The following is a 19,372-nucleotide window of genomic DNA, read 5'->3' on the forward strand; positions in this document are numbered from 1 at the left end:
CAAATTGAACAGGTATTAAGTGAAATTGGTATCAGCTTATGCTTTGTGCTCAATCACTCTTTCAATGCTGTCGTCGCTGCGCAGTGTCAGGATTTCTACCCCATTTTCAGTTACCAACAGTGTGTGTTCCCACTGGGCAGACAGGCTACGGTCCTTAGTGACCACGGTCCAGTCGTCTTTAAGCAATTTACAGTGGCGTTTACCGGCATTGACCATAGGCTCAATGGTCAGGCACATACCCGCTTGCAGGGCTTCACCGGTTCCTGGTTTACCGTAGTGAACGATTTGCGGCTCTTCGTGGAACTCAGCACCAATACCGTGGCCGCAATATTCGCGTACGATAGAGTAGTTAAAGCCCTCGGCATATTTTTGGATAGCAGCGCCGATGTCACCAATGCGTACGCCAGGTTTTACCATGCGAATACCGATATACAGGGCTTCCTGAGTGACTTCACTCAAACGTTTGCCCTGAATACTTGGCGTACCCACAAAGAACATCTTTGAGGTATCGCCATGGTAGCCGTCTTTGATGACTGTCACATCGATGTTGATGATGTCACCCTCTTTGAGTGGCTTGTCGTTAGGAATACCGTGACAAATGACGTGATTTACAGAGGTACAAATAGACTTAGGGAAACCGTGGTAGTTAAGTGGTGCCGGCACTGCCTGCTGCACATCCACAATATAATTATGACAAATGGTATTCAGCTCATCGGTCGTCACCCCTGGTTTGACATAAGGTTCAATCATTTCTAATACTTCAGCGGCTAACTTACCGGCAACACGCATTTTTTCGATTTCTTCAGGGGTTTTGATCACTGCACTCATTGAGACTCCAAGTCATAGTTTCGACGCAACAACGTCAGGCTAGTTTATGAACGATTTTTAGCCCAAACGTTGAGTTAATTTCTTTTATATGGTATAAAGCGCGCCGTCTTTTTACAAATAAATCTTTCAGGGCGATTTGGCTCTAGGGTTGTTTGTAACGAAGACAACACGAAATTTAATTTTAACACACACACATATCGACACATACACTTGGGTGCAAGCTCGGGACAAATTATCGGGTAACCGAATTTTCGAACTTGTTGGTGTTATGGGATATGTGGAGGCCTAACCCTAACTAAATTAGAGGAAAATACAAATGGCAAACGTTTCAATGCGCGATATGCTTCAAGCTGGTGTTCACTTCGGTCACCAGGCTCGTTACTGGAACCCTAAGATGAAGCCTTTCATCTTCGGCGCTCGTAACCGTGTACATATCATCAACCTGGAAAAGACAGTTCCTATGTTCAACGATGCACTTAAGTTCCTTTCGAACGTTGCATCTAACAAAGGTAAAATCCTTTTCGTAGGTACTAAGCGCGCTGCAAGCGAAGCAGTTAAAGAAGCAGCTATTCAAAGCGAGCAGTTCTACGTAAATCACCGTTGGTTAGGTGGTATGTTGACTAACTGGAAAACAGTTCGTCAATCAATCAAGCGTCTTAAAGACCTTGAAACTCAAAGCCAAGACGGTACTTTCGAGAAGCTGACTAAAAAAGAAGCTTTGATGAAAACTCGCGAAATGGAAAAGCTTGAGAAAAGCCTTGGTGGTATCAAAGATATGGGCGGTCTTCCAGACGCTATCTTCATCATCGATGCTGACCACGAGCACATCGCTATCCGTGAAGCAAACAACCTGGGCATTCCAGTAGTATCTGTTGTTGATACTAACTCTAACCCAGATGGCGTTGACTTCATCATCCCAGGTAACGATGACGCGATCCGCGCTATCCAGCTTTACACTGGTGCTGTTGCGACTGCTATCACTGAAGGTCGTGAAAGCAACATCGTTGCTCAAGCTGAAAGCGACGACTTCGTAGAAGCTGAGTAATAGATTACAAACCGTGCCACTGGCAACACAGGTGTGCGGGTGGCCGGTTGTAACGCACTAAGCTGTCATCAAGTCTTCATCTTATTTTTCCGAAGACTTGATATTCTTTACAAGCGGTAATTCGCTTATCAAAAAACCGAATTCAGAATTGAGGATATTCTAATGGCTGTAACTGCTGCCCTAGTTAAAGAACTTCGCGAGCGTACTGGCGCTGGCATGATGGATTGTAAAAAAGCACTGACTGAAACTAACGGTGACATCGATCTGGCGATCGAGAACATGCGTAAGAGCGGTGCTGCTAAAGCGGCTAAAAAAGCTGGTAACATTGCTGCTGAAGGTACAATCCTTATCAAGCAAGGTGAAGGTTTCGCTGCACTTCTAGAAGTTAACTGTCAAACTGACTTCGTTGCTAAAGACGAAAACTTCCTGGGTTTCGCTAACACTGTTCTTGACGCTGCTGCTGAAGCTAAGACAGACATCGAAACTTTGAAAGCTCAGTTCGAAGAAACGCGTGTTGCACTGGTTGCTAAAATCGGTGAAAACATCAACGTTCGTCGCGTTGAGTACATCGACGGCGAAAACATCTCTGCATACCGTCACGGCGACCGTATCGGTGTTGTTGTAACTGGTGACGCTGACGAAGAGACTCTGAAGCACGTTGCAATGCACGTTGCTGCTTCTAAGCCTGACTACCTAAACCCAGAAGACGTACCTGCTGAGGTTGTAGAGAAAGAAAAAGCGGTTCAGGTTGAAATCGCTATGAACGAAGGCAAGCCTGCTGAAATCGCTGAGAAAATGGTTGTTGGCCGCATGAAGAAGTTCACTGGTGAGATCTCTCTTACTGGTCAGGCGTTCATCATGGAGCCTAAGAAGTCTGTTGGCGAGTACCTGAAAGAGAAAGGTGCTTCTGTTTCTTCATTCATTCGCCTTGAAGTAGGTGAAGGTATCGAGAAGAAAGAAGAAGACTTCGCTGCTGAAGTTGCTGCTCAAATCGCAGCTGCGAAAGGCGAATAATCACGCTTAGGTGATTAAGTGATGCAAAAGCCTCCTCGAGACGAGATTTGCTTTTGCGTCACTGCACAAAATTCTCTAAAATAACCGCGCATTTATGTGTAGCATAAGCGCGGTTATTTTGTATCTCACTTTTAATTTGGCCCGGAAATTATGACTATCAATCGAAAACCTGTTTTTAGACGCGTTCTTCTTAAACTTAGCGGCGAAGCTTTGATGGGAGATGAAGGCTTTGGAATCGATCCTAAAGTACTGGATCGTATGGCCCAAGAAATAAAAGAACTTGTAGAACTCGACGTAGAAGTGGGTTTGGTTATCGGCGGCGGTAACTTCTTACGTGGCGGCTCTTTGGCCGAAGCGGGTATGAACCGCGTAGTGGGTGACCACATGGGTATGCTGGCAACGGTTATGAATGGTCTGGCAATGCGTGATGCGTTGCATCGAGCGTTTGTGAATGCTCGCCTGATGTCTGCTATTCCACTCAATGGTGTATGTGATGCGTACAACTGGGCAGAAGCAATCAGCTTGCTGAAATCAGGTCGCGTCGTGATCTTCTCAGCGGGTACTGGTAATCCGTTCTTCACCACAGATTCAGCAGCCTGTCTGCGCGGTATTGAAATTGAAGCGGATACAGTGATCAAGGCCACTAAAGTAGATGGTGTATTCAGTGATGACCCGGTGAAAAACCCGGATGCAGAACTGCATCGTCACCTGACTTACAATGAAGTGATTGAAAGAGAATTAAAGGTTATGGACCTGGCGGCATTTACCCTGGCTCGTGACCACAACATGCCTTTAAGCGTATTCAACATGAACAAACCAGGCGCGCTAAAGCGTGTTATCATGGGTGAAGAAGAAGGCACTTTAATCAGTACACAACCAGCTGCGGAGTAAGTGCTTAGGTAAAAAGCCTAACCAAAACAGTAATTAAACTCGCCAGCTGAGTCCGATTAATACAGTAAAGAATAGGATAGCACTGTGATTGATGATATTAAAAAAGATGCGCAAGAGCGTATGACAAAAAGTGTAGCTGCGTTGGCAAGCCAGCTGTCAAAAATCCGTACTGGCCGTGCGCACCCGGCATTACTTGATGGTATTTCAGTATCTTACTACGGTGCTGACACGCCACTGAATCAGGTTGCAAACGTGACGGTAGAAGACTCTCGTACTCTGGCTATCAGCGTATTCGACAAGTCTCTGGCACAAGCAGTAGAAAAAGCCATCATGGCGTCTGATTTAGGCCTGAACCCGATGTCTGCAGGCACCGTTATTCGTGTTCCACTCCCTCCATTGACTGAAGAGCGTCGTAAGGATCTTATCAAGATCGTACGTGGCGAAGTTGAAGGTGGTCGTGTTGCGGTACGTAATATCCGCCGTGATGCAAATGGTGACGTCAAGTCTCTACTTAAAGACAAAGAGATTTCTGAGGACGAAGCACGTCAGGCAGAAGACGAGATCCAGAAGCTAACTGATAAGTTTATCAAAGAGATGGACACCCAGCTGAGCGCGAAAGAAGCAGAGCTGATGGAAATCTAAGCAACCACAAATTTATTAGGTTTGCAGCGCCGTCTAAGGTATACTAGACGGCGTTTTTTTTTACTTAAATAGGCATTATGATTTTAACCGCTGACGCAATTTCACAGCAATCTCTGCCCAAACATGTTGCCATCATTATGGATGGAAATGGACGCTGGGCTCAGGCGCGCAAACGTCCCCGTGCATTTGGCCACAAAAAAGGGGTCGATTCAGTTCGCAGTGCTGTGCAGTTTTGCTCTAAGCTAGGGATAGAGTCATTGACGTTGTTCGCCTTTAGTAGCGAAAACTGGCGTCGTCCTGAAGACGAAGTCAGTACTTTGATGGAATTATTCCTGTTTGTTTTGAGTAAAGAAGTTAAAAAGCTCCACAAGAATAATGTGAAGCTATCTATCATTGGTGATATTTCGCGTTTTCCTGCCGGGTTACAAGAAAAAGTCGCTGATGCAGAACAGTTAACTGAAAGTAATACGGGTTTGAAGCTGAATATTGCAGCAAACTATGGTGGCCGCTGGGACATCGTGCAAGCGAGCCAATCTCTTGCGCAGCAGGTTGCTAATGGTGAGATTCAGCCAACCGATATCACGGAAGAGGCGCTATCATCACAGCTAACCATGGCGGATCAAAGTCCACTCGATCTACTGATCAGAACAGGTGGGGATTATCGCATCAGTAATTTCTTACTGTGGCAAGCTGCGTATGCTGAACTCTATTTTACCGAAACGCTATGGCCAGATTTTAATGAAGAAGCGTTTTCTGAGGCGCTTGCCTGCTACGTTTCCAGAGAGCGACGTTTCGGTTGTACCGGCGAACAAATAAAACAATTACTCGCCGAGCGCAAAACAACAAGTTGAAGGTATAAAATTTGTTAAAACAACGTGTTATGACGTCGGTGGTGCTGGCGCCACTGGCCTTACTATTGGTGTTTTTCACACCACTAAATCTATTTAGCGTGATTGCCGGCGCCATTATTTTAATGGGTGCCTGGGAATGGGCGGCGTTTATTGGCCTGACAAACCGGCTCCACAAAGGCATTTATGTTCTTATAATGGCGGCGGTATTGGGCGGGCTTCATGTACACTGGCCTATTACTGAATTGTGGCAGCAAGGGCGTTTGGTTGCAGATGCAAACTATGTCTTTACGCTTGCGGCAGCCTGGTGGTTGGTCGCAACGGTCCTTGTGATGAACTACCCGCGTATGGCTAAAGCGTGGAACGAAGGCATGATCATGCGCACCATAGCCGGTTTTCTAACGCTTATCCCGCTGTGGCTGGCACTCAATGTACTGCGTAGCGCTGAATACCATCAGGCTGAGCAGTATGGCTCTGTACTGATTATGGTGGTGCTGGGCATTGTCTGGAGTGCAGATATAGGTGCTTATTTCGCAGGTAAGAATTTCGGTAAGCATAAGTTGATGCCCAACGTCAGTCCTAACAAAACCATTGAGGGGTTAGTTGGAGGCCTGCTGACCGCTGTCGTTTTTGTCATTATCTTTTGCTATTGCAGTGATGTGGCGAGTCATCAATGGTTGTTATATGCGGGTCTGACTGTGGTCATTGCACTGTTCTCGGCCATTGGCGATCTACTCGAAAGCATGTTTAAACGTGAAGCTGGCTTAAAGGACTCAGGTAAATGCTTGCCTGGTCATGGTGGTATTTTGGACCGCATAGACAGCCTCACCGCTGCTGCGCCGATTTTCGCTTTGTTGTATGCCTGGACGGTGACACTATGAGTGACAAACAAAACCTGGTTATCTTGGGGTCTACTGGTTCAATTGGTACATCCACGCTTGATGTCGTAGGCAGAAACAGCACGCGGTATCAGGTTTTTGCGCTGGTAGCTGGCAGTAATGCATCGCTGGTTATTGAGCAGGCCCTTGAGCATCAACCTCGTTACGTCGTCATGCGCACTGAAGAGACAGCCAGGCAGGTAAGCGAAGTATTGCGTGGTCTGCCGACAGAAGTCCTCAGTGGCACTCAGGCAATGTGTGATATGGCTGCCCACCCTGACGTCGATATTGTCATGTCGGCTATCGTCGGTGCTGCAGGTTTGCTGCCTACGCTGGCGGCGGTTGAACAGGGCAAGAAAGTCCTGCTGGCCAACAAAGAATCTTTAGTGATGTCTGGTCAGTTGTTTATGGATAAAGTGAAACGCCATGGGGCGACTTTGCTACCCATAGACAGCGAGCATAATGCTATTTTTCAGTGCCTGCCAACGGCTGTTCAAAATGGCCAGAGCAATCAGCTAGACACTCAGGGGATCAAAAAAATTCTCCTTACCGGCTCTGGAGGTCCTTTCCTGAATCGTGCAATTGAGACGTTGCCTGATGTCACCGTTGCTGAAGCGGTTGCACATCCAAACTGGTCAATGGGGCAGAAAATTTCTGTTGATTCCGCGACCATGATGAATAAAGGCCTTGAGTTTGTTGAAGCAAAGTGGCTTTTTCACTGTCAGGCGGACGACATAGAAGTAGTGATCCATCCGCAAAGCATGATCCACTCTATGGTGCAGTATGTAGACGGCTCTGTTATAGCACAGATGGGACAACCTGATATGCGCACGCCAATAGCCTATGGGCTGGCGTATCCAGAGCGAATCGAAGCCGGTGTAAAACCACTGGATTTTTCAGATATTGTTGACTTCACCTTCACTAAGCCCGATTTCAATCGCTATCCCAACTTAAAGTTGGCAATCGATGCATGTCGCAGCGGTCAGGCAGCAACAACAACACTGAATGCGGCGAACGAAATAGCGGTCGCTGCCTTTTTGAATGAACAAATTGGATTTTGCGATATTTATCGCATCAATGCCGAAGTGCTTGAACGCTGCCATCAGGAACCATTACACTCTGTGGACGCAATTATGGCACAGGATGCACAGGCGCGCAGACTGGCCAGGGAACTGATCATTAAGTAGGAGTTGTTATGTTGGAGTTTTTCTGGAACCTGGGTTCTTTCATCGTCGCACTGGGGATCTTAGTGGCTGTACATGAATATGGCCATTTTTGGGTTGCCAGAAAAGCTGGCGTCAAGGTACTTCGCTTTTCTATCGGATTCGGTAAACCCTTGGTACGTTGGTACGACAAGCTCGGTACTGAATATGTGATAGCTGCTATCCCCTTGGGTGGATACGTTCGCATGTTAGATGAACGAGTGGATGAAGTCGAAGCATCAGAACAACACTTGTCTTTTAACAACAAACCCGTTCTTTCCAGAATTGCGATTTCAGCTGCAGGTCCACTTGCAAACTTTATCTTTGCCATTTTCGCACTGGCTCTGATGTATATGATCGGGGTGCAAAATGCCAAACCTGTTGTCGGTGCCGCGACTGAAAATAGCATTGCTGAGCTGGCGCAAGTGCAACCTGGGGATCGCATCATTAGTGTTGATGAGCAGCTGGTTCAGTCGTGGCAGGAAGTGACGTTTGCACTGATGAGTGGTTTAGGTGAATCAGAGATGATACTCAAAGTGCAGGACAGCAAGGGACAACTTGCACTGCGTCAACTCGATACCCGCGAGTGGCGACTGGACGAGCAGGATGTACCTCCACTGACATCTATTGGGATCCAACCTTACCGACCAGAACTGAAGCTGGAAATCGCTCAGGTTGCCAAAGGCTCAGCTGCAGAGGCTGGTGGGTTGCAAGTCGGCGATAAACTGCTGCGTTACAATAATGAATCTCTCGACTCCTGGGAACAATTTGTTCAACTGGTTCAAACCTCAGCGCAAAAACGCAGTCATTTAGTTGTGCAGCGAGCAGGACAGGAGATCGACCTTTACCCAACACCACAGGGGCGAGAAGACCGCACCGGGGTTATGACAGGCTATTTGGGGGTTGTCCCTGTGCTTGAACCCTGGCCCGAAGGCTATATTGAAACTAGACAATACGGGGTATTCGATAGTATCGTGCTGGGCGTTAAAAAGACCTACGATTTGACGGCGCTCAGTTTTGAGATGATTGGCAATTTATTGACCGGTCAGGTATCGGTTAAGAATCTCAGTGGGCCAGTTGGCATTGCTGTTGGAGCCGGAAATAGTGTGAGTTACGGGTTTGTCGCATTTTTAGGCTTTTTGGCCTTAATTAGTGTGAACCTTGGGGTTTTCAACCTTTTACCCCTGCCGGTCTTAGATGGCGGGCACTTAATGTATTACTTTATTGAACTTATTCGCAAAAAACCGGTCTCTGAAAAGACACAAGAGTTAGGCTACAAGGTGGGTGCGGTTGTGCTCCTGGCGCTAACTTGTTTTGCACTACTTAACGATGTATCGAGGCTTTAGGCCGCAAGGTGCGATAGCAATTGAGGCGCACTGTTCGCCGTAAGCTGTAAAGGATAAAGATAATAAAATGCCTATAAAAAAACATTTAGCTGTAACGAGTTTACTGGGCGCGAGCTTTGCTGCTCTGGGGCAAAACTCCTTTATCGTAGAAGATTTGAAAGTTGAAGGCCTGCAGCGTGTTGCGCTGGGCGCTGCGTTAACGCACATTCCCATCAACGTTGGTGATCAAATTGACGACTACACTGTGTCTAAGACGATTAAGGCGTTATTCGCGTCTGGTCACTTTGATGATATTACCGCATTCCGTGATGGTAACCAGGTTATTTTCAAAGTCAAAGAGCGCCCCACGATTGCCTCTATTGAGTTTGATGGCAACAAAGACATCAAAGATGAACAACTACAAGAAAGCTTAGATCAGCAAAATATTCGAGCCGGTGAGACTCTCGACAGAACCGTTATTGACAGCGTAGAGAAAGGTCTGGTCGAATTTTTCCACAGTATTGGTAAATATAACGCGAAAATCGAGACGAGTATTGTCGAGCTGCCACGAAATCGGGTAAGGCTTAAGCTTGATTTCAAAGAAGGGGAAGCGGCATCTGTCAGGCAAATTAACCTGGTAGGTAATGAACTCTTTTCTGATGAAGAACTGTTGAAGCTGGCCGAGTCGCAACAAGATTTACCTTGGTGGCAGTTCCTGTCGAGCGATCGTTATCAGAAACAAACCATTGAGGGCGATCTCGAAAAGATCCGTAGTTACTATCTTGATCGCGGCTACCTGCGATTCAACATAGATTCAACACAGGTTTCTGTCAGCCCTGAACGTGAGTCTGTCTATGTCACCGCAAACCTCACTGAAGGCGAGCAGTACATGGTCAAAGACTTCGAATTCATTGGCGACCTGCTGGGTCGTGAAGAGCTGATCCGCAGTGTCATACCGCTAAAAAGTGGCGAGCTATACAATGGTTCGATCGTGACCGCTTCGGAAGAGTTTATTAAAAGTTATCTGGCACGTTTTGGCTATGCTAATGCCGAAGTGCGAACCGTTCCTGATATCGATGATGAAAACAAAGAAGTGAAGCTGACCCTGGCAGTAGACCCAGGTAAACGCGTCTATGTGCGCCGCATCGCTGTTAATGGTAATCATGTTACCGCTGACCATGTAGTGCGTCGTGAGATGACTCAGCTTGAAGGTGCCTGGTTATCAAACCAAAGCCTGGAGCGTTCAAAACTACAGATCCAGCGTTTGCCTTATATGGAAAGCGTTGACTTTGAAGTTAAGCCAATCCCGGGGGTTGACGATCAGGTCGACGTCGATTTTAAAGTAAAAGAACAGCCTGCAGGCAGCTTCCAGGCTGGTGTTGCCTATGGGTCATATGGCGGTTTACAGTTCAACGTTGGGGTAAGTGAGTCTAACTTCCTGGGTACAGGTAATCAGCTGGCATTTAACATCAACACAGGTCGCGGCTCTAAGCGTTACACGGTATCTTATACAGACCCTTATTTCACACCGGATGGTGTCTCTCAGGGCAGCAGTATCTTTTACAGTGACTTTGATGGCAGCAAGCTTGGCCTGATTGACTATGACCAGACTAACTATGGTCTCGGTACTAATTTCGGTTTCCCAATCGATGCCGTTAACCGAATTAATTTTGGTGTACGCTGGGTTGAAGAAGAGCTGGATCGTATTCCGGATTACGAGCAGTCTCGCGTCATGCGCCTTGCGTTTACCGACCCGGATAATCCAGATTCAGGGTTTGATTTCACTAAGTATGAGCTAAGTGTAGGCTGGTCTCGCATTACAGTTAACCGAGGCATGTTCCCGACTGATGGTTCACGCCAAAGCGCCACTTTCAGGGTCACTACGCCTAACTCGGATTTGAACTTTTTCAAAGTTAACTACGACTCGCGTTTCTACTGGCCTGTCAGCAACGACCACCGTTGGGTATTCTCTGCGCGTGCGGGACTTGCCTATGGTAATGGCTACGGAGAAGTTAACGGCTTTGAACAGACATTGCCATTCCAGGAATTCTACCGCATCACCGAAATGGAATTGCGCGGCTTTGACCGTAACACCATTTTGCCACGTGCATTGCAACGTGTACCTACCTCTATCGGCGGCACACCATTACCAGATGGTACAGTTCCGGGCTCGATTGGTGGCGATCCGCAATTTGATAACCTTATTCAGGGCGGTCGTATCGGTGGTAATGCAAAAGCGCTGGCAGGTATAGAAATGATTGTTCCAACTCCTTTTATGGATGAGGAAAATACCAGCTCAGTGCGCACCAGCCTTTTTATTGATGCTGCCAACGTCTGGGATACGGAGTTTGACGCTGATCGTTACACCAACTTGTCACCCGATGTTTATAAAACACTGTCAGACTACTCTGATCCAAGTCGATTCCGAGTGTCTACGGGCTTATCTGTACAGTGGATCTCGCCAATGGGACCTATGCTGATCAGTTTCGCCTACCCACTGAAAAAAGAAGATGATGATGAAACAGACTTCATCAGCTTCAACATAAGTAATACTTTCTAAGGAGCTAATTGTGAAAAACCTATTTAAAACTTCGGCCATGGCGCTGATGGCTACACTCATGATGGGAGCGTCTGCGTCTGCTTTTGCACATAAAGTTGGCCTGGTTGACATGCAAAGCATTTATGGCAAGTTGCCGCAAATGGCTGAGATTGAGCAAACGTTAAAGTCAGAATTCGCTGAGCGTCGCCAAGAACTAGAAAAACTACAAGGTGACCTGCGTTTTGAAGCGGAGAAGTTTCAACGTGAAAGCGCAACGATGAGCGAAGAGCAACAAAATGCATTACGCAAGAAAATCCAGACCATGCAGAAAGCACTGGCTGATAAGGGGCGTCCTTTAGAGCAAGAAATCAAAGCGCGTCAAAATCAGGAGCTGGCAAAAGTACAGAAGCTGATCATTGATGCCATTGAAGAAGTTGCTAAAAAAGGAAAATATGACGAAGTTCGAGTAAAAGATACGACAATTTACTTCAACCCTGATAAAGTTTCTGACCTGTCTGATAAAATTGTTGAAGTAGTCAGTAAAAAGTAATGACCAAACACTACACTTTGGCTCAGTTGGCTGAGGCTCTGGGCGCCGATTTACAAGGCGATCCAGCTCAGCCAATTGAGAAAATCGCCACCTTGCTGAGTGCAGGTGATAAGGACATTGGGTTCCTTGCGAATAAAAAGTACCGCAGCCAACTTGCGTCTACGCAAGCAGGGGCCGTGATACTCTCGGCTAGTGAAGCTGAGCACTTCTCTGGCAACAAACTTATCTGTGATAACCCATATGTTGCCTATGCTAAGCTTGCACAATATATGGATACCACCCCTAATGCCGCACAAGGTATTCATGAACGTGCGTCGGTAGATGCATCGGTCAAGCTTGGGCAGAATGTCAGCATTGGTGCTAATGCCGTCATAGAGGCGGGGGTTGAATTGGGCGATGACGTGCAAATTGGTCCGGGTTGTTTTGTCGGTAAGCATACCCGCATCGGTGCTAAAACCAAGTTGTGGGCCAACGTCACCATTTACCATGAAATCGTTATCGGTGAATCATGCTTATTCCAGTCTGGCGCTGTGATCGGCAGCGACGGCTTTGGTTACGCGAACGAAGGTGGAGAGTGGGTTAAAATCCCTCAGCTTGGCAGCGTCATTATTGGTAATCGCGTAGAAGTCGGGGCGAGCACGACCATAGACCGTGGTGCACTCGATGACACCGTGATCCATGACAATGTGATACTGGATAACCAAATTCAAATCGCACACAACGTTGAGATCGGCTACGGTACAGCCATTGCTGGCTGCAGTGTTATGGCCGGTAGCGTGAAGATCGGTAAATACTGCCAGATAGGCGGTATGGTGGCTGTAAACGGGCACAATGAAGTGTGTGACGGAGTCGTCATTACAGGTATGAGCATGGTGACTAAAGGGATCTCCGAGCCGGGGATTTACTCATCAGGTATGCCGCACACTACCAACAAAGAGTGGCGTAAAAATATTGCTCACCTACGCAATCTTTCTGATTTCAAAGCGCGACTTAAAGCGCTGGAAAGCCTCACAGAACAGCTTAAACATACTGATAACTAAAGGATGTTATTTTGGCCAACGAATTAAATAGCTTCGATATTCAAGAAATCCTCAAGCTACTACCACATCGTTACCCGATGTTGCTGGTAGACAAGGTCATTGACCACAAACCAGGTGAATACTTACACGCAGTTAAAAATGTGACTGCCAATGAACCTATCTTTACCGGTCATTTTCCTGAACAGCCAATCTTCCCTGGCGTGATGATTTTAGAAGCACTGGCTCAGGCGACTGGCCTTCTGGGCTTTAAGACAGTCGAGAACCGCGGCGATAATGAACTATACTTGTTTGCAGCAATTGATAACGCGCGCTTCAAGCAACCTGTTGTGCCTGGTGACACTATGCATTTACACGTTGAATTTGTTAAAGAGCGCCGTAATATTTGGAAATTTTCCGGTGTTGCCAAGGTCGACGGTAAGGTCGTATGCAGCGCCGAGATAATGTGTGCAAGAAGAGAGTTTTAAGCGTGATCCATCCTACTGCAATTATTGAGTCAGGTGCTCAACTGGGCGAAAACGTATCGGTTGGTCCCTATAGTTATATCGGCAACGATGTTGTTATCGGAGACAACTGTAAAATTGAATCTCACGCGGTAATTAAAGGACCCAGCGTGATTGGTTCAGGCAACCATATTTTCCAGTTCGCATCAGTGGGCGAAGCCTGCCAAGATAAAAAGTACAGGGATGAGCCAACTAAACTCGTGATTGGTGATAATAATATTATCCGCGAGTGTGCCACTATTCACAGGGGCACAATTCAGGACAAGGGTATTACCCAAATTGGTAGCAACAACTTGTTTATGGCGTACACCCATGTTGCGCATGATGCTGTCATTGGCAACAACGTAATTTTTGCCAATAACGCCAGTGTGGCGGGCCATGTTCATGTAGGCGATTTTGTTATCCTGGCCGGTAACTCTGGTGTACATCAGTTCTGTAAAATCGGTGCACATGCTTTTGTTGGCATGTACAGTGGTGTGAATCAGGACGTACCGCCATTTGTTACAACTACAGGCACTCCGGCTCGGCCTGCTGCTATTAACTCTGAAGGGTTAAAGCGCAGAGGATATGAGTCGGATGAGATCATGGCGATTCGCAGAGCGTATAAAACGTTATTCCGCAAGGGCCTTAAGCTGGACGAGGCATTGGAAGTAATGCGTGAGGATGCCGCCAAGTTTGCCGGTGTACAGCAAATGATCGATTTTATTGCGACCTCAGAAAGAGGCTTGGTTCGTTAAATTTATATAACGACCGAGAACCTTTCTACATCGCATATCTGTATCTGATATACTAACGCCATACAGCCTGTATGGCGTTTTTTTATTCTAAAAGAATCACATGGCCAACGAAAAAGAAATTACGATAGGGATTGTTGCCGGCGAACTCTCTGGTGACATCTTAGGTGCCGGGCTAATTCATGCCCTGCGCGAACATTACCCAAATGCACGATTTATCGGTATTGCCGGTCCAAAAATGCTGGATGCAGGGTGTGAAACCTTATTCGATATGGAAGAGCTGGCTGTGATGGGCCTGGTGGAAGTCCTGGGGCGGCTGCCACGCCTATTGAAAATCCGCAAGCAACTGGTCGAGCAGTTTATCGCGCATAAGCCGGATATTTACATTGGTATAGATGCGCCCGATTTTAACCTGCGTGTGGAAAAACCACTAAAAGCAGCCGGGATTAAAACTGTGCAATATGTGAGCCCTTCGGTCTGGGCATGGCGACAAAAGCGTATTTTCAAAATCGCTGAAGCGACCAATTTGGTGTTGTCTTTGTTGCCATTCGAAAAAGCATTTTATGATAAGCACGACGTGCCCTGTACCTTCGTCGGACATACGCTGGCGGATGAAATACCTCTGGATGTGGATGTTGCAGCTGCACGTGCGCAATTGGGCCTCAAAGACTCTGATACTGTGCTGGCTCTATTACCTGGCAGTCGGGGCTCAGAAGTCAGCCAGCTCAGTGAAACTTATCTACTGACCGCAAAAGCGTTGGCAGATAAAATTCCCAACTTAAAAATCCTTGTTCCTCTGGTAAATGAAAAGCGTAAAGCCCAGTTTCAGGCTATTCAGGCACAGGTAGCGCCCGAGCTGAGAACAATTTTACTGGATGGTCAGTCTTCCTTGGCCATGACCGCGGCCACTGCCGTTTTGCTGGCGTCAGGAACTGCCACGCTCGAAGCCATGCTCTATAAAAAGCCCATGGTGGTAGGATACAAGCTTAAGCCCTTAAGCTACTGGATTTTTAATACCTTTTTTACCTTCAATATCAAGCATTTTTCGTTGCCAAACCTGCTCGCAGACGAAGCCTTGGTAGAAGAGTTTTTACAACAGGATTGTAACCCTGATGCACTTACGGATGCATTGCTACCTTTGCTTAAAGGAGATAACTCAGCCCTGATCCAAAGATTTTATGATATTCACCAGAATATTCGCCGTGACGCCAGCAAACAGGCGGCACTGGCCGTAGTGGAGTTGATTGATGCAAATTGAACGTCCTGATGTGCAGTTTATTGCAGGCGTAGACGAAGTGGGTCGTGGCCCTTTAGTGGGTGACGTGGTCACGGCAGCTGTTATCCTGGATCCAGCCAATCCGATAGAAGGTCTGACGGACTCTAAAAAACTCACCGAGAAAAAGCGCCTGCTACTGGCGCAAGAGATTAAGCAAAAAGCACTTTGCTATCATGTGGCTCGTGCCACGGTCAGTGAGATTGATGAGCTGAATATCCTTCATGCCACCATGCTGGCTATGACCCGCGCCGTAGAAGGCTTAGCGGTGAAAGCGCAATTTGTATTTGTCGATGGTAACCGTTTGCCTGAATTGAATGTGCCTGCGCAGGCTGTCGTTAAAGGCGATAGCCTGGTTGCAGAGATCAGTGCCGCGTCTATACTGGCCAAGGTGACGCGCGATCAGGAAATGCTGGAGCTGGATAAGCAGTATCCACAATATGGTTTTGCAGCACACAAAGGTTATCCAACGAAAGCGCATTTTGCTGCGCTGAGTGAACATGGTGTCACACCGCACCATAGAACCAGTTTTAAACCCGTACAGCGTATTCTGGCGGAGAAGCAGTAGTTATGGCAGTCCCTGAGTTTGTTCATTTAAGAGTACACAGCGACTTCTCTATGGTCGACGGGCTGGCTAAGACTAAGCCTATTGTGGCGCGCGCCGCTGAGCTGGCCATGCCCGCATTTGCGATAACGGATCAGATGAACCTGTGTGGTTTGGTGCGGTTCTATGGCGCAGCGCATGGCGCGGGTATTAAACCGCTGGTTGGTGCCGATTTCTGGTTGAAGAGCGATCAATTCCCGGATGAGCCCAGCCGTATCGTGGTACTGGCAAAAAACAATGAAGGCTACAAAAATCTCACGCTGCTGATCTCTGAGGCTTATTTAAGAGGCCACGTGTTTCACCGGCCCGTTATCGACAAAGCATGGCTTGCCAAGTACAAAGAAGGTCTGATCTTACTCTCCGGTGCCAAAGATGGTGATGTCGGCAAAGCACTGCTCAAGGGCAACCCGCAATTGGTCGCCGAGACCGTAGAGTTTTATGAGACCCATTTTAGCGATCATTATTTTCTGGAGTTGCATCGCACAGGCCGCGAGCAAGAAGAAGAATACCTCCATGCTGCAGTTGCGCTTGCCGCTGAGCGAGGCTTGCCCGTGGTGGCAACCAACGAAGTGGTATTCCTGCATGAGCATGACTTTGAACCACATGAAATTCGCGTAGCGATCCACGATGGCTACACGCTGGAAGACAAAAACCGACCCAGACGTTTTTCCAAAGAGCAATATTTGAAAACCCCTGAGCAAATGCAGGAGTTATTCAGTGATATTCCAGAAGCGCTGCAAAACACGGTCGAGATAGCTAAGCGCTGTAACGTCACTGTTCAGCTGGGCACTTATTTCCTGCCAGATTATCCGACTGGTGATTTAAAAATCGAAGATTTCCTGGTGAAGGTATCCCGCGATGGTCTGGAAGAGCGGTTGCAGTTCTTATTCCCCGATGATACAGAGCGAGCAGAAAAACGTGGCCCTTATGATGAGCGCCTGCAAATTGAGCTCGACGTAATCAACCAGATGGGGTTCCCTGGTTACTTCCTGATCGTAATGGAGTTCATCCAGTGGAGTAAGGATAATGATATACCGGTAGGACCAGGACGGGGTTCCGGTGCTGGTTCATTGGTGGCCTATGCATTAAAAATCACCGATCTGGATCCGCTTGAATTCGACCTGCTATTCGAACGTTTCCTTAACCCTGAACGTGTCTCGATGCCCGATTTCGACGTCGACTTCTGTATGGACCGCCGGGATGAAGTAATCGATCACGTATCTAAGCTGTATGGTCGTCAGGCGGTATCCCAGATCATTACCTTTGGTACCATGGCGGCCAAAGCGGTTATCCGAGACGTCGGCCGGGTGCTTGGTCATCCTTATGGTTTTGTAGATCGTATTTCTAAGCTCGTTCCTGGTGACCCGGGTATGACACTGGCCAAAGCGTTTGAGGTGGAGCCGCGTCTGCCAGAAGTGTACGACGGCGATGAAGAAGTGCGTGAGCTGATCGACAAGTGTCGCATTCTTGAAGGCTGTACACGTAACGCTGGTAAGCACGCCGGGGGTGTAGTTATCTCGCCCACCAGTATTACCGACTTTGCTGCGCTGTATTGTGATGAAGAAGGTAAGTTCCCGGTTACCCAGTTTGATAAAAACGACGTTGAAACCGCAGGTCTGGTTAAATTCGACTTCCTCGGTCTGCGTACTTTAACCATCCTGCAGTGGGCGTTGGACATGACCAACGAGCGGCTGGCGCGCGATGGTATTGATCCGGTTGATATTGCAGCCATTCCGTTAGACGACCCGGCCAGCTTTGAAGTGCTGCTCAGAGCTGAAACCACCGCCGTGTTCCAGCTGGAATCGCGCGGGATGAAAGACTTGATCCGTCGTCTTAAGCCGGACTGCTTCGAAGACATGATCGCACTGGTAGCTCTGTTCCGTCCGGGGCCGCTGCAATCGGGCATGGTAGATAACTTTATCGACCGTAAGCATGGTCGCGAAGAGATCTCTTACCCGGATGCGCAATACCAGCACGACAGTCTGCAGCCCATCCTGGAGCCCACTTACGGCATCATCCTGTATCAGGAACAGGTAATGCAGATAGCCCAGGTTCTGGCGGGATACAGCCTGGGTGGCGCGGACTTGCTGCGTCGAGCCATGGGTAAGAAAAAGCCCGAGGAAATGGCCAAGCAGCGAACCACATTCGAAGACGGTGCGAAAGACAACGGCGTTGATGGCGAACTGGCAATGAAGATCTTCGATCTTGTAGAGAAGTTCGCAGGTTACGGCTTTAACAAATCTCACTCCGCTGCTTATGCACTGGTATCGTATCAGACGCTGTGGATGAAAACCCATTATCCAGCCGAGTTTATGGCAGCAGTAATGTCGGCGGATATGGATAACACCGATAAAATCGTCACCCTGGTCGATGAATGCGAAAACATGAAGTTGACGCTGTTGCCACCGGACGTCAACGCGGGCGTATATAAGTTTGCGGTAAACCGCCAGGGCGAAATCGTCTATGGTATCGGCGCCATCAAAGGCGTGGGTGAAGGCCCAGTTGAAGCCATTCTCGAAGCTCGCGAGCAGGGTGGTACGTTTAAAGACTTATTCGATTTTTGTGCCCGGGTTGACCTGAAACGCCTCAACCGCCGGGTGATTGAAAAACTGATTTACGCAGGCGCGTTGGACCAGCTGGGTCCGGAGAAAACCCAGCCCGGGCGTGCCACCTTATTGGCCAGCCTGAAAGACGCTATGAAGTCTGCCGAGCAGCATCACAAGGCCGAGTCACTGGGGCAAAGTGATTTGTTTGGCTTGCTGGCCGTTGAGCCAGACGAAGTTGAGCAGGCATTTGTTAAAGCAATCCCGCTGTCGGATGATGAATGGTTACAGGGTGAAAAAGACACGTTAGGCTTATATCTGACCGGTCACCCGATAAATCAGTACAGAAAAGAGTTAAAAAATTACACCTCGGGTCGTCTAGTAGAATTACAGCCAACGAATCGTGATGTGCAATCGACGGCTGCTGGTTTGGTTATCAATGCAAGGGTGCTGGTCAACAAAAAAGGCAAACGCTGGGGTCTGATAACTTTAGATGACAAGAGCGCACGAATTGATGTACGCTTATTCCCTGAACAGTTTGAAATGTACCAAGATATGCTGCAAATGAACCAAATCTTGGTAATATCCGGACAGGTCAGCTTTGATAACTTCTCCGGCGGCATTACAATGACCGCCAGAGAAGTCTGCACTATAGCTCAGGCCCGCGAAAAGCGGATCAGTGCGATAAAAATGACATTGAATATGGTGCAAATTGACGCGAATTTCATCGATAATCTGAAAAAAGTACTGGAACCGTATAAATTCGGTACGTGTCCGGTAAAAATCCAATATCAGCGCCCGGACGCGATAGCGGAAGTGACATTAGGTATGCAATGGTGTGTGACGCCCAGTGATGATCTCCTCAGACGGTTATCCAAGATGGCGGCGCAGGAAATAGAACTAGAATTTAATTAAA

The 19,372-nt window shown here is 47.7% G+C and carries 17 protein-coding genes; 16 read left to right on the plus strand and 1 reads right to left on the minus strand.

What is annotated here, in order from left to right:
* Positions 1–36: 36 nt before the first annotated feature.
* Entirely contained in the window at positions 37–828 is a 792-nt protein-coding gene (map, locus tag CWB98_RS19085; RefSeq protein ID WP_138546283.1) for a type I methionyl aminopeptidase, read from the minus strand.
* Positions 829–1,144: 316 nt separating this feature from the next.
* On the opposite strand from map, the gene rpsB reads away from it, so the two are divergent.
* From rpsB to dnaE, 16 genes are all read left to right on the plus strand, one after another.
* Positions 1,145–1,873 carry a 30S ribosomal protein S2 gene (gene rpsB, locus CWB98_RS19090; protein ID WP_049866374.1) on the plus strand — a complete coding sequence of 243 codons (729 nt, stop codon included), beginning with the start codon at positions 1,145–1,147 and terminating at the stop codon, positions 1,871–1,873.
* 162 nt (positions 1,874–2,035) lie between these two features.
* Entirely contained in the window at positions 2,036–2,887 is an 852-nt protein-coding gene (gene tsf, locus CWB98_RS19095) for a translation elongation factor Ts (protein ID WP_125783261.1), read from the plus strand.
* Between the two features lie 150 nt (positions 2,888–3,037).
* The gene (gene pyrH, locus CWB98_RS19100; RefSeq protein WP_010385750.1) at positions 3,038–3,778 is read left to right on the plus strand and encodes a UMP kinase; all 741 of its coding nucleotides are present in this window, start codon (positions 3,038–3,040) and stop codon (positions 3,776–3,778) included.
* An 84-nt stretch (positions 3,779–3,862) separates the two neighbouring features.
* Positions 3,863–4,420, plus strand: a complete 558-nt coding sequence (gene frr / locus CWB98_RS19105) for a ribosome recycling factor (protein ID WP_010385751.1) — start codon at positions 3,863–3,865, stop codon at positions 4,418–4,420.
* A gap of 77 nt (positions 4,421–4,497) precedes the next feature.
* The gene (locus CWB98_RS19110; RefSeq protein ID WP_138546284.1) at positions 4,498–5,271 is read left to right on the plus strand and encodes an isoprenyl transferase; all 774 of its coding nucleotides are present in this window, start codon (positions 4,498–4,500) and stop codon (positions 5,269–5,271) included.
* Positions 5,272–5,282: 11 nt separating this feature from the next.
* Positions 5,283–6,149, plus strand: a complete 867-nt coding sequence (locus CWB98_RS19115; protein WP_138546285.1) for a phosphatidate cytidylyltransferase — start codon at positions 5,283–5,285, stop codon at positions 6,147–6,149.
* Positions 6,146–7,333, plus strand: a complete 1,188-nt coding sequence (gene ispC, locus CWB98_RS19120) for a 1-deoxy-D-xylulose-5-phosphate reductoisomerase (RefSeq protein WP_138546286.1) — start codon at positions 6,146–6,148, stop codon at positions 7,331–7,333. The genes CWB98_RS19115 and ispC overlap by 4 nt, the downstream gene beginning before the upstream one ends.
* Positions 7,334–7,341: 8 nt before the next feature.
* On the plus strand, positions 7,342–8,694 hold the full coding sequence (rseP, locus tag CWB98_RS19125; RefSeq protein WP_138546287.1) for a sigma E protease regulator RseP: 1,353 nt from the start codon (positions 7,342–7,344) through the stop codon (positions 8,692–8,694).
* A gap of 67 nt (positions 8,695–8,761) precedes the next feature.
* Positions 8,762–11,233, plus strand: a complete 2,472-nt coding sequence (gene bamA / locus CWB98_RS19130) for an outer membrane protein assembly factor BamA (RefSeq protein ID WP_138546288.1) — start codon at positions 8,762–8,764, stop codon at positions 11,231–11,233.
* A gap of 10 nt (positions 11,234–11,243) precedes the next feature.
* A complete protein-coding gene (locus CWB98_RS19135; protein WP_138546289.1) occupies positions 11,244–11,762 on the plus strand; it encodes an OmpH family outer membrane protein in 519 nt (172 codons plus the stop codon).
* Positions 11,762–12,802, plus strand: coding sequence for a UDP-3-O-(3-hydroxymyristoyl)glucosamine N-acyltransferase (gene lpxD, locus CWB98_RS19140; RefSeq protein WP_138546290.1), 1,041 nt, complete (start codon positions 11,762–11,764; stop codon positions 12,800–12,802). The genes CWB98_RS19135 and lpxD overlap by 1 nt, the downstream gene beginning before the upstream one ends.
* An 11-nt stretch (positions 12,803–12,813) precedes the next feature.
* Entirely contained in the window at positions 12,814–13,266 is a 453-nt protein-coding gene (gene fabZ, locus CWB98_RS19145) for a 3-hydroxyacyl-ACP dehydratase FabZ (protein WP_138546291.1), read from the plus strand.
* Between the two features lie 2 nt (positions 13,267–13,268).
* On the plus strand, positions 13,269–14,039 hold the full coding sequence (gene lpxA, locus CWB98_RS19150; RefSeq protein ID WP_138546292.1) for an acyl-ACP--UDP-N-acetylglucosamine O-acyltransferase: 771 nt from the start codon (positions 13,269–13,271) through the stop codon (positions 14,037–14,039).
* 100 nt (positions 14,040–14,139) lie between these two features.
* Positions 14,140–15,294: a lipid-A-disaccharide synthase gene (gene lpxB, locus CWB98_RS19155; RefSeq protein ID WP_138546293.1), complete on the plus strand. Its 1,155-nt coding sequence runs from the start codon at positions 14,140–14,142 to the stop codon at positions 15,292–15,294.
* Positions 15,284–15,877, plus strand: coding sequence for a ribonuclease HII (gene rnhB / locus CWB98_RS19160; protein ID WP_138546294.1), 594 nt, complete (start codon positions 15,284–15,286; stop codon positions 15,875–15,877). The genes lpxB and rnhB overlap by 11 nt, the downstream gene beginning before the upstream one ends.
* Before the next feature lie 2 nt (positions 15,878–15,879).
* On the plus strand, positions 15,880–19,371 hold the full coding sequence (gene dnaE / locus CWB98_RS19165) for a DNA polymerase III subunit alpha (protein WP_138546295.1): 3,492 nt from the start codon (positions 15,880–15,882) through the stop codon (positions 19,369–19,371).
* Position 19,372 lies beyond the last annotated feature (1 nt).

Origin of the sequence: Pseudoalteromonas rubra, from assembly GCF_005887115.1 — a bacterium.
GTDB lineage: Bacteria > Pseudomonadota > Gammaproteobacteria > Enterobacterales > Alteromonadaceae > Pseudoalteromonas > Pseudoalteromonas rubra_F.